The organism is Acidovorax sp. KNOB132, from assembly GCF_057541515.1.
Genome location: NZ_BAAJYT010000105.1, coordinates 1 through 12,486 on the forward strand (window position 1 = coordinate 1; position 12,486 = coordinate 12,486).

The window sequence follows — 12,486 nt, forward strand, 5'->3', positions numbered from 1 at the left end:
GAGAGAGAGCGGCTGCAGGGTTGGGGAGAGCGAGGGAGGGTGGCTGAGCCGGTGGGGGAGGGTTCCCTGCACGCGCGGATAGAGCGCCATGCGCGGGCGCGGCCGGATGCCGTTGCCCTGGTGCTGGGCGATCGGCAGCTGAGCTACGGAGAGCTCAACCGCCAGGCCAACCAACTGGCGCACCACCTCATCGGTCGCGGCGTGGGCCCCGAGGTCCGGGTGGGCCTGGCGCTGGAGCGGGGCCTGGAGACGGTCGTTGGCATGCTCGCCACCCTCAAGGCCGGGGGGGGCCTACGTGCCCCTGGACCCGCAGTACCCAGCCGATCGCCTGGCCTACATGGCGCAGGACAGCGCCGTGGCCCTGGTGCTCACCCACAGCGCCTTGCGCGGATCGCTCGCCTGGGCCGAAGGCCTGCCCACCGTGGAGCTGGACACCCTGGATTGGCAGGGCGAGGCTGGGGGTAACCCCGGCATCGCCGTGCACCCCGAGGGGCTGGCCTACGTCATCTACACCTCCGGCTCCACCGGGCGGCCCAAGGGCGCGCAGCTGAGCCACCGCAACGCCACGCGGCTGCTGGATGCCACCCAGCCGTGGTTCCACTTCGGGCCCGAGGACACCTGGACCCTGTTCCACTCCTACGCCTTCGACTTCTCCGTGTGGGAGATCTTCGGGGCCCTGTGCACCGGGGGGCGGCTGGTCATCGTGCCGTACTGGGTCAGTCGCTCGCCGCAGGACTTCGTGCAGCTGCTGCGCGAGCAGCAGGTCACCGTGCTCAACCAGACCCCCTCGGCCTTCGGTCAGCTCATGGAGCAGCGAGAGGCCTACGAGAGCGGGCTGGCGCTGCGCTGGGTCATCTTCGGGGGCGAGGCCCTGGAGCCGCAGCGGCTCAGGAAATGGATCGAGCACTGGGGCGATGCCCGGCCGCGGCTCATCAACATGTACGGGATCACCGAGACCACCGTGCACGTCACCTACCGGCCCGTGACGCGGGCGACCTGGATGCGGCGCGCAGCCCCGTGGGCGTGGCCATCCCGGACCTGGGGCTGCGCGTGCTGGACAGCTCGCTGCAGCCCGTGCCCATCGGACTGCCGGGCGAGCTGTACGTGGCGGGCGAGGGGCTGGCGCGGGGGTACCTGGGGCAGGCGGCGCTCACCGCGCAGCGCTTCATCGCTGCGGAGGGGGGACAGCGGCTGTACCGCACGGGGGACCGGGTGCGCTGGAGCGCGGGCGGGGAGCTGGAGTACCTGGGGCGCATCGACCACCAGGTGAAGATCCGGGGGTTCCGGATCGAGCTGGGGGAGATCGAGGCGCAGTTGCTGGCGCAGCCCGAGGTGAGGGAGGCGGTGGTGCTGGTGCAGGAGCGCGACAGCGGTGCGAGGCTGGTGGCGTACGTGTCGCCGCAGGCGGGGCAGGCGATCGAGCTGGGGGCGCTGAGGAGGCGGCTGGGGCAGGGGCTGCCGGAGTACATGGTGCCGGGGGCGGTGGTGGTGGTGGCCGAGGGGTTGCCGCTGAACGGCAACGGCAAGGTGGACCGCAAGGCGCTGGGGCAGATGGGGATGGAGGGGGCGGGGGAGCAAGAAGGCCTGAGGGCGCGGGAGTACGAGGCGCCGCGGGGGGAGGTGGAGCAGGCGCTGGCGCAGATCTGGGGGCAGGTGCTGGGGCTGGAGCGCGTGGGGCGCCATGACAACTTCTTCGAAATCGGGGGACACTCCCTGGTGGCGCTGCGCCTTCTTGACCAGGTGCGCCAAAAGGGCTGGCCGGTCCAGGTACGCACGCTGTTTCAGCACCCGGAGCTGGCGGATTTTGCCCAGGCCCTTGTGCAGGAGCCGGCCCCTGCGGAAGTATCGGTGCCGCCCAACGGGATTCCGCCCGGCGCCTCGGCAATCCACCCGGAGATGCTGCCCCTCATCGCGCTGGAGCCCGCACACATTCAGCAGATCGTTGCGCAGGTGCCGGGCGGTGCGAGCAACATCCAGGACATCTATCCCCTGGCGCCGCTGCAGGACGGCATGCTGTTCCACCACCGCCTGCAGCGCGAAGGCGACGCATACATCACGCTGCATGCGCTCGGTTTCGACAGCCAGGAGCGGCTGGAGCGCTTCATTGACAGCTTCAACCAGGTCATCGAGCGCCACGACATTCTCCGCACGGCTGTGCTGTGGGACGGCCTGCCCGAGCCGGTGCAGGTGGTCTACCGCCATGCGCCCCTGCAATTGCAATGGATGGAGGCGGACCGCAATGCCGACGATACGGCGGTGCCTCAGATGGCCGTCGCCGAACGGCTGGCCGCGCTGGTGGACCCCGCGCGTCACCGGATCGACGTGCGCCGCGCACCCATGATCCACGCGGTGGCCGCGCACGATGCCTCTGTCGGCCGCTGGCTGCTGCAATTGCCCAGCCACCACCTGGTGCTGGACCACACCACGCTGGAACTGATCATCCAGGAGATCGCGCTGATCCAGCAGGGCCGGGCGCAGGAGTTGGGCCCGTGCATGCCGTTCCGGCAGTTCGTGGCGCAAGCCCGGCGCGCCAACGGCCAGGCCGACCACGAGGCGTTCTTTCGCTCCATGCTGAGCGATGTGGATGAGCCCACCGCACCGTTCGGGCTGCACGATGTGCAGGGCGATGGAACGCAACTCGCGCAGGCCGGCCTTTTGCTGGAGGCGGGCCTGGCCTCCCAGGTGCGGGCACAGGCTCAGCGGCACGGCGTGAGTGCGGCGACGCTGTTCCATCTGGCCTGGGCCATGGTGCTGGCACAAGCCACGGGCAAGGACGACGTCGTTTTCGGCACCGTTCTGTTCGGCCGCATGCAGGGCGGAACCGGCGCGGATCGCGCCCTGGGTCTTTTCATCAACACGCTGCCCTTGCGCGTAAGGCTCGGTGCGCAGGCCGTCGGTGCCTGCGTGGAGCAAACGCACCGTGCACTGAGCGATCTGCTGCACCACGAGCATGCCAGCCTGGCGCTGGCGCAGCGCTGCAGCGCACTCCAGGGCAACACCCCGTTGTTCTCGGCATTGCTCAACTACCGCTACAGCCCGCCCGCTGAGGGGCCTCAGAGCCCGATCTGGGACGGCATGGAGTGGCTTGGCAGCGAAGAGCGCACCAATTACCCGCTGGAGCTGGCCGTGGACGACCAGGGCACAGGCTTCACGCTCACGGCCAAGGTGGACCGGCGGGTCGATGCGCAGCGCCTGTGCAGCTGGATGAGGGCGGCCCTGGAAGGCCTGGTCGGCGCGCTCGCCACCGAGCCCGGTGCCCGGGTCTGTGAACTGACGGTGCAGGGCGAGGCGGAACGCCAGCAGTCGATGCGGTGGGGAACGAATGCCCGACGCTACGCCCCCTTCGTGCCAGTGCACCGCTTGTTCGAACAGCAGGTGCAATCCCGGCCCCAAGCCATCGCGCTGGTGGCGGGCGATGAGCAACTGAGCTACGAGGCGTTGAACCGGCGGGCCAACCAGATGGCGCACCGCCTGATTCGCCATGGGGTGCGCCCCGACAGCCGGGTCGGCATCGCCATGGAGCGGTCCGCGGCCATGGTCGTCTCGCTGCTGGCGGTGCTGAAAGCCGGCGGTGCCTATGTCCCGCTCGATCCGCAACTGCCGGCCCAGCGGCTGGCCCACATGGTGGCGGACAGCGGCATGGGTTGGCTCCTTACCCAGCCGCAGGTGCGCGCCCGGCTACCGCATACGGAGACATTGCCGGTGCTGGACTACGACTCCGCCGAGCTGGCGGGCGAATCCGAGCGAGATCCCCAGGTTCCGCTGCATGGCGATCACCTGGCCTATGCCATCTACACCTCCGGTTCCACCGGTCTGCCCAAGGGCGTGATGGTGCGGCACGAAGCCCTGGGCCATTTCCTGCGCAGCATGCAGGAGCAGCCCGGACTGGGCGCGGATGACGTGCTGGTGGCGGCCACCTCGCTGTCCTTCGACATCGCCGCGCTGGAGGTGTATCTGCCGCTCGTCACCGGCGCGCGGCTCGTGCTGGCCTCCCGCGAAGTCACGCGCGACGCCTCGGCGCTGGCCCGGTTGATCGAGGACTGCGGCGCCACGGCATTCCAGGCCACGCCTGCGGGGTGGCGCTTTTTGCTGACGAGCGGCTGGAGGCCCATGGCGGCGCGCCGTATTCGCGGCCTGTGCGGCGGTGAGGCCCTGCAGCCGGATCTGGCGCTCGCGCTGCAAGGCCTGGGGCTGGAGCTGTGGAACATGTACGGCCCCACGGAAACGACCATCTGGTCCACCGCGGGCCGCGTCGAAGGACCGCCCCGGCTGGGCCAGGCGATTGCGGCGACCGGGCTGCACGTGCTGGACGGCGCCTTGAATCCGGCACCCGCCGGCGTGCCCGGGGAGCTTTTCCTGAGTGGGGTCGGTCTGGCGCGTGGCTACCAGGGCCGGGCGGGTCTGACGGCCGAACGCTTCATCGCAGGCCCTGGCGGCGAACGCCTGTACCGCACGGGCGATCTGGCACGCTGGGGCGCTGACGGGCAGTTGGAATACCTGGGGCGCATCGACCATCAGGTGAAGATCCGGGGCTACCGGATCGAGCTGGGCGAAATCGAGGCGCAATTGCTCGCGCAACCCGAAGTGCGCGAAGCCGTGGTGGTGGCCAGGGAGGGCGCCACGGGCGCCACGCTGCTGGGCTATGTGGTGGTGCACGCCGGGCAGGGGGATGAGCCGGTCCCGCTGGCAGAGCAACTGGTGGCGCGGTTGGCGGCCACCCTGCCCAGCTATATGGTGCCTGCCGTGGTGATGGCGCTTCCAGCGCTGCCGCTGAACACCAACGGCAAGGTGGATCGCAAGGCGCTTCCGGACCCTGGCGTGGCGCCTGCACGGAATTTCGAACCTCCGCACGGGGCCGAAGAGCAGGCCCTGGCCGCCATGTGGTCCGAACTGCTGGGTGGGGTGCCCGTGGGTCGGCGCGATCACTTCTTCGAACTCGGCGGCCATTCGCTGCTGGCAGCGCAGCTCGCCTCGCGGGTGCGGCAGGCCTATGGCGTGGACCTGGCCTTGCGCCGCATCTTCGAAGAACCCGTGCTGCACGCCATGGCCAGCGACATTCGCAAGGCGCTTCACGGCGGGCTTGCCATGGCAGGCGGGCCGGCCCTGGTACCGGTGGAGCGCCAGGCGCACATGCCGCTGTCGCCAGCGCAGCAGCGCCTGTGGCTCGTGGACCAATTGCCCGGTGCCTCGGTGAAAAGCACCGCTTACAACGTGAGCGCCGCGTTGACGCTCACTGGCGCGCTGCACGTCCATGCGCTGCAGGGCGCCCTGGACACGATCGTGGCGCGCCACGAAGTGCTGCGAACCCGCTACGGCCAGGACGACGAAGGCGAGCCGGTTGCATACATCCTGCCGGCCAGCCCGTTGCCCGTGCCGATGCAGGATCTGTCGGGCCTCGACGCCGCGGCGCAAAGCCTCGCCGTGCAGGCAGCGCTGTCCGCCCACGCCAAAGCGCCGTTCGACCTGTCGTCCGGTCCGGTGTTTTCGGCCGCCCTGCTGCGGCTCGGCAGCGATCGGCACATGCTGCTCCTCTGCGTGCACCACATCGCGTTCGACGGCTGGTCGGAAACTGTTTTCGTGAAAGAGTTCGTGGCCCTCTACGCTGCGTTGAAGGACCATCGTCCCTCGCCGCTGCCGCCCCTCGCACTCCAGTACGCCGACTATGCCGACTGGCACCGCCGCCGGCTGGCGCCGGGGCGCACCGACACGCCAGCCTTCTGGCACGGCTATCTGGCCGGGGCGCCGGCCCTGTCCTCGCCCCGACCGGACCACGAACGTCCGGCCGTTGCGTCGACCGAGGGCCGTTCGGTGCGGCTGCGCATCCCCCGGGAATGTGCCGAGGCCCTGGGGGCCCTGGCGAGAAGGGAGCGGACGACGCTTTTCACCGTGCTGCTGGCGGCTTTCGAGTGGCAGATGCACTGCCAGACAGGCGCGGACGATCTGGTGATCGGCACCGACGTCGCGGGGCGCAACCACCCCGATCTCGAAGGCCTCATCGGCTTTTTCGTCAACGTGCTGCCGCTGCGCTCGCGCATGGAACCCGGGTTGACCTTCCTGCAATGGCTGGCGCGGACCAAGGACAGCACCTTGAGCGCCTTCGAACACCAGGACATGCCCCTGGACCAGATCGTGGAGCTGACCGGGCTGCCTCGCACGCGCCAGCACAACCCGCTGGTGCAGGTGCTGTTCGTGCTGCAGAACCTGCCGCAAAGCCGCTTCGAATTGCCGGACCTGGCCATCGAAGTGGCGACGCAGCCGGTCTCCACGTCCAAGTTCGACCTGGGGGTCTTCGTGGTCGAGGACGCGCAGGGCCTGGGTATCGAATGGGTCTACGCCACGCGCCTGTACCGGCACGAAACCATCGTGCGCGCCAGCGATGCCTGGGTCAGCCTGCTGCAGCAGGTGGTCGCCACGCCCGACGCGCCGCTCGAGCGCTTTGCCCTTCCTCTCTTTCAGGAGCCTTCAATGATGCTGTCTTCGTCGCTTGCGCCGAGCAAGCTGGAAAAACTCAAGAAACTCACCGTCAAGGGCCGTCCTGCCGCAGAGGCCGCGGCACGCTCTCCCGTGCGCATGTCCTTTCTCTCGGCGCAGCGGGAGTTTCCGTTGGTGATCGAGGCCACGGGCAACGACCTCGATCCGGTCGCGTGGGCCCGTGAGCAGCGCGGCTTCATCGAGTCCATGCTGCGCAAGCACGGCGGCCTGCTGCTGCGCAACCTGGGATTGAAGAGCCCGCAGGATTTCGAAGCGTTCGCCGAGACCATCGAGCCCGAGCTGTACGGGAGCTACGGTGACCTGCCCAAGAAGGAGGGGGGTCGCAACACCTATCGCTCCACGCCGTACCCCGAGCGCCAGATGATCCTGTTCCATAACGAAAGCTCGCACCTGGATCGCTGGCCCCGCAAGCAGTGGTTCTTCTGCGAACTGCCGTCGCCGGTGGGCGGCGCGACGCCCATCGTCGATTGCCGGGAGATGCTGCGCCGCCTGCCGGCGGACCTGGTGGACGAGTTCGAGCGCAAGGAACTGCTGTACCTGCGCACCTTCACGCCCGGCCTGGATGTGAGCTGGCAGGACTTCTACAAGACCGATCGCCGGGATGCGGTGGAGAGCCGCCTGGCGGCTGCTGGAATCGAGTGGCGCTGGCTGGATGGCGACACGCTGCAGACCCGCACGCGGTGCCCTGCGGTGATGGTCCACCCGATCACCGGCGAGCGGGTGTTCTTCAACCAGGTTCAGCTGCACCACGTGAGCTGCCTGGAGCCCGAAGTGCGGCAAGACCTGCTCGCCATGGTCGGAATGGAGCGGATGCCGCGGCATGTCTGCTACGGCGATGGCTCTCCGATCAGCGACGAGACCATGGCGCTGGTGGGCGAGGCCTACGAGGCGTGCGCGGTGCGCTTCGACTGGCGCCAGGGCGATGTGGTGATGCTGGACAACATGCTGGCCGCCCATGCCCGGGACCCCTACGAAGGCCCCAGAAAGATCGTGGTCGCCATGGGGGCCATGTACGACCGCGCCGCGCTGCAGGCGGTGCCGCCCGAAAGCGCGCAGGTGCTGTCTGCCGCCGCGTCCGTTCCTTCTCCGATCCCTGGTTGAAATGATGTCCACCCTCACTGATCTCGCTGAAACCACTTTCGCGCTCAGCCCTGAGCAGCGAGCCATGCTGTCGATGGCTGACGAGGACCCTGGAGCAGCGTCGCTGACCCTGGAGATCCGGACCTGCATCGAAGGCCCCCTGGATCCGCAGCGGCTGCGCGCCGCCGTGGAGTCTGCCCTGCGTTCGCACGGCGCCCTGTCCACGGCACTGCGGGTCGTGCCGGGGTATCGCGGGCTGCGGCAGCAGCCATTGGAATCGCTGCCTGCGCTGGACTGGCACGCCGGTGACCTGCGCGCGCCGGCCGCCGAGCGCGCCGCGCCTGCATCCGTCACCGCCCTGGAAGACTGGTGGCAAGGGGTGTCCGCCCTTCCGCTGGACCCGTCGCGTGCGGCGGTGCTGCGCGTGGGACTGGCGCGGACGGCGCACGCGCAACACAGGCTCGTGATCGCCGCGAACGCGCTGGCCGCGGACCAGGGCAGCCTGGTGGCGTTGCTCGATCAGGTCGTGCGTGCCTATGGTGGCGACTCCCCGCACGGGGGCGACGAGCCCTTCCAATATGCCCAGTTCGTGGAATGGCGGCAGGACCTGCAGGAGGGTGACGATGCCCGGCAGGGGCAAACCTATTGGCGCAATCACATGGAAGGCAGCGATGCCTTGCCAGCGCCTCGTCTGGATGCCTTGATGGATGGCCCAGCGGCCGTGTCAGGGAGGCGCCTGGCGCTGCGGCATGCGCAGGCGGTCGAACCGGTGCTCGCGGCCCAGGTCCAAGCCGCGGCCGATTCGGCAGGAACGCAGGTGCACACGCTGCTGCAGGCCGTGTGGTGGCTGCTGCTCTCGCGGTTGGCTGAGGAGCGCCGGTTCGTGGTCGGATGGCAGAACGATTGCCGGGACGACTACGACGTCATGCAAGGCAGCGTGGGCGCGTTCAGCAAGGTGTTGCCGGTGGTGGTGGACATTGCCCCCACCGAAGGGTTTGGGGATTGGCTCCGCCGGTTGGGCGCGACGCTCGATGCGCATGCGCAGGCTCAGGAGTTCTGGCCCATCGACGCACCTGCGCTGCCAGGGCTTGCGCGCTGGGGATTCCTGGCCCGCCACGCGCCCGCCCGCCATGCGGTGGAGGGCACTGTCTGGCAGGTCGAGGCCTTGCCTGCGCCCTTGCCTTGCTTCGAATTGGTGCTGGATGCGCAATGGTCCGCCGGGGTGCCTGGCTCGCTGGCAATCCATGCCGCGGAAGGCCGCTGCAGCGAGGCTGCCGCTCAGGCACTGCTGATGCAATTCACCACGCTGCTCGCCGCGGCGGTGGCACAACCCCAAAGGCCTGTGGCCCGCCTTCCCCTGGTCGGTTCGCAGGAGCGCGCGCTTCTGATGTCGCTGAACGATGCGTTGCTGGATGCCGGGCCGCTCACGGTGGGCGAGCACATCGCACGCTGGGCCACACTGACGCCGGATGCCCCAGCCATCGAGGCGGGTGCGGAGCGCCTGAACTACCGTGAGCTTCAATCACGCGTGGATCGCATGGCGCAAGCCCTGCACGTCCACGGGCTGACTGCGGGCGGACTGCTCGCCATCGAGCTGCCCCGGTCGCTCGACCTGGTGGTCGCCATGCTCGCGGCTTGGCGCGTGGGTGCGGGTTACCTCCCCTTGGAGCCCGAGTGGCCGGCCGCGCGCCGCGAAGCCGTGCTGGCGCATGCCCGGCCAGCGTACGTCCTTCGCGCAACGGAGTTGGGTGTCGAGTCGCCCACGCCAGTCCCATCATCCTGGCGCGACATCCATCTGCCCGATCTGCAAAGCGCGGTGCCCTCCGAAACAGGTTGGCAACGCGCGCCGCAAATGGCCGATCTCGCCTACGTGCTCTACACCTCCGGATCGACCGGGCAGCCCAAAGGCGTGATGATCGGGCAAGCGCAGTTGCTCAATTACGTGGCCAGTGCCACGCAGGCGATGGACCTGGGGCGGTGCCGGCGCTGGGCGCTGACCAGCTCGGTGGTGGCGGACCTGGGCAACACCGCTTTGTTCGGAGCGCTGTTCAACGGCGCCTGCCTGGTCATTGCCGAGCAAAACGAAGTCGAAGATGCGCAGGCGTTCGCGGCCTTCATGGCGCAGCGCCAGATCGATGCGATCAAGATGGTCCCGTCGCACCTGGAAGCGCTGCTCGAGCACGAAGTGCCGGTGCTGCCGCGCACCTTGGTGCTCGGCGGAGAGGCCACGCCCAGCGCCCTGCTGGAGCGCATCGCGCGCCTGGCACCACACGGCCGCATCTACAACCACTACGGCCCGACCGAGGCCACCGTGGGCGTGATGGTGCATGCCCATGGATCCGGCGCTACGCCAGGTGGAGGCACCTTGCCGCTCACCCGCGTGCTGGCCAACAACCGCGTCCATGTGCTCGACGAACACCTGCAGATGGTTCCGCAGGGGGGGCGGGGCATGCTCTTCATCGGGGGCGCGCAGCTGTGCCGCGGTTACCTGCACCGCGAGGCGGGCAGCGACGCGTTCATCGACGACCCCTTCAATCCGGGCGAGCGCCTGTACCGCACCGGCGACCTGGCCTGGCGACTGCCCGGCGGTGGCATCCGGCTGGCGGGGCGTGCCGACCACCAGATCAAGATCCGGGGCTTTCGCGTTGAGCCCGCCGAGGTGGAGGCCGCGTTGCTGTCGCACCCGAACGTGGCACAGGCCACGGTGTTCGCGCGGCCGGGCGATGGCGGTGCGCCGGAACTGGTGGCATGCGCCGTGGCCAGCGGCCCTGCGGCGCTGGCCATGGCGGCCGCCTTGCGGGACCATGTGGCCGCCCGCTTGCCTTCGGCCATGGTTCCCGCGCGCTGCGTGGTCCTGGCCCAGTTTCCCCGGCTTCCCAACGGCAAGATCGATCGGGTTGCGCTGGAGGCCCTGGCCGCCAGTGGAGGCGGCGGCACCCCGTCCCGGCCGCCGCGCGATGCCCTGGAGCATTTGCTGGCCGACGCCATGGCCCAGCTTTTGCAAAGAGATGCCATCGGCGTGGACGACGATTTCTTCGACCTGGGTGCGCATTCGCTGCTCGTGATCAAGCTGGTGGCGCGCATCCGCAAGCTGCTGCAGCTGGAGGTGGCACCGGGCCTGGTGTTCGACCACCCCAGCATCTCGGCGCTGGCGGCGGCACTGCGGCAGGGCGAAGGCGACCAGGCCGCTCAGCTGGAGCAGCGGGCCCAGGCGCAGCGCGCAGCAGGTGCCGCGGCCCCGCAGGCCGAGCCGCACCGCGGCGAAGGGGCCGACGCACCCGCGACGGTTCACGCATGAGTCCCCACCGCCTGAAAAACGAAGACACCATGGATTCCATCGCAACCGCTGCCCCGTCCCGCGCCGCCGTCCCGCAGGCGCTTCGCATCCTGCCTTTGCAGGACGTGGAGGATGGCGACATCGTTCCGTGCACTCGCGCGGGCGACGGCATTCCTCTGTCGTACGCGCAGGAGCAACTGTGGTTCCTCCAGTGCCTCGTGCCCGGCATGACGGCGTACAACCTGCCCCGGGTGCTGAAAATCGACGGCCCGCTCGATGCCGACGCCCTGGAGCGCGCCTTCCAGGCCGTGCTGGCCAGACATGCGATCCTGCGCACGGCCTTCATCGAACGGGACGGCGTGCCTTGGCAGACGGTGCGGCCGCAGGTGCCGTTCCAACTCGAGTGCATCGATGCGACCGACCGTGCGGCCGAGCCGGCCGACGCCGTCGTGGCCGAGCTGGTCAGTGGACTGGCATCGCATGTTTTCGAATTGGGTCGTGCGCCCGCGCTGGTGGCGCGCCTCGTGAAACTGGGCGATCAACAGCATCTGCTCGGTGTCTGCCTGCACCACATCGTGACGGACGCGGCTTCCAATCCCATCCTGGCGCGCGACTTGGGAATGGCCTATGGGCAAGCCCTGCGAAGCCCGGGCCCGGTGCACCTGCCAGCGCTGCGCCTGCAGTATGGTGACTTCGCCGTCTGGCAGCGGGCACAGCTGGACAGCGGTGGTTTTGCGCGCCAGCTGGACCACTGGAACGCCCATCTGGGCCCGCACGTTCCGGCGCTGGAACTGCCCCTGGATGGGATCCGGTCGGAGGGACAGAGCTTTCGCGGCGAATCGCTGAACTTCACGCTGGAACCGGCGCTGTGCGAGCGCCTCCTGCGGCTGTGCCGCGCCGAGCGTTGCACCCCCTTCATGGTGTTGTTGGCCGCCTGGCAGATGCTGCTGTGCCGCTACAGCGGGCAGACCGATTTCGGGGTGGGCGTGCCCAATGCCGGGCGGCACCGCGAATCGCTCCGCGATCTGCTGGGCTTTTTCGTCAATACGCAGGTTTTCCGCGCCCGGCTGTCGCCGCAGCAGACGCTGCGCCAGATTTGTCGCCAGGTCCGGGCCGATGCCCTGGCCGCGCTGGAGCATGCCGATCTGCCACTCGAAGCCTTGCTGGCCAGCCGCAAAGCGGCCCGGGACGGCGGACGCAACCCGCTGTTCCAGGTGATGTTCAGCTGGCAGGTGGCCGACCCTTCGCTGGTGCTCGACCTGCACGGCGCGCGGGCGGAGTTCATCGATGCCGGCCCGGCCGGCGCCAAGGCGGACCTGTCGCTCAATGCGGTCCTGGACGCCGGGCAGATCCATGCCCGGCTCGAATACAACACCGACCTGTTCGGCCCGGACACGGCGCAGCGGCTGCGTGCGGGCTGTGTGCGGGTACTGGAGGCCCTGGCGGACCATCCCGATGGGCTGCTGGGGGAATTGGATCTGCTGAGTGCAGGGGAGAGAGAGCGGCTGGCAGGGTTGGGGAGAGCGGAGGGAGGGTGGCTGAGCCGGTGGGGGAGGGTTCCCTGCACGCGCGGATAGAGCGCCTGCGCGGGCGCGACCGGATGCCGTTGCCCTGGTGCTGGGCGATCGGCAGCTGAG

Annotated in this window: 2 protein-coding genes and 2 pseudogenes; all 4 read left to right on the forward strand. The window is 69.3% G+C overall.

The genetic code is table 11. The features are described 5' to 3' along the window. Positions 1 to 5,037 (forward strand): annotated as a pseudogene (locus AC27IO_RS14300) (amino acid adenylation domain-containing protein); the annotation flags it as partial. A 96-nt stretch (positions 5,038 to 5,133) separates the two neighbouring features. Further along, a pseudogene (locus tag AC27IO_RS14305) lies at positions 5,134 to 7,593 on the forward strand (condensation domain-containing protein); the annotation flags it as partial. Position 7,594: 1 nt separating this feature from the next. After that, positions 7,595 to 10,870 (forward strand): non-ribosomal peptide synthetase, encoded by a 3,276-nt coding sequence (locus tag AC27IO_RS14310; protein ID WP_498739316.1) that lies wholly within the window; start codon positions 7,595 to 7,597, stop codon positions 10,868 to 10,870. A gap of 29 nt (positions 10,871 to 10,899) precedes the next feature. Next, positions 10,900 to 12,426: a condensation domain-containing protein gene (locus AC27IO_RS14315; RefSeq protein WP_498739318.1), complete on the forward strand. Its 1,527-nt coding sequence runs from the start codon at positions 10,900 to 10,902 to the stop codon at positions 12,424 to 12,426. The last annotated feature ends 60 nt before the right edge of the window (positions 12,427 to 12,486 follow it).

Bases quoted from the DNA above. Each gene is read 5' to 3' on its own strand.
- AC27IO_RS14310 (WP_498739316.1), top strand. From the start codon at position 7,595: ATGATGTCCACCCTCACTGATCTCGCTGAAACCACTTTCGCGCTCAGC.
- AC27IO_RS14315 (WP_498739318.1), top strand. From the start codon at position 10,900: ATGGATTCCATCGCAACCGCTGCCCCGTCCCGCGCCGCCGTCCCGCAG.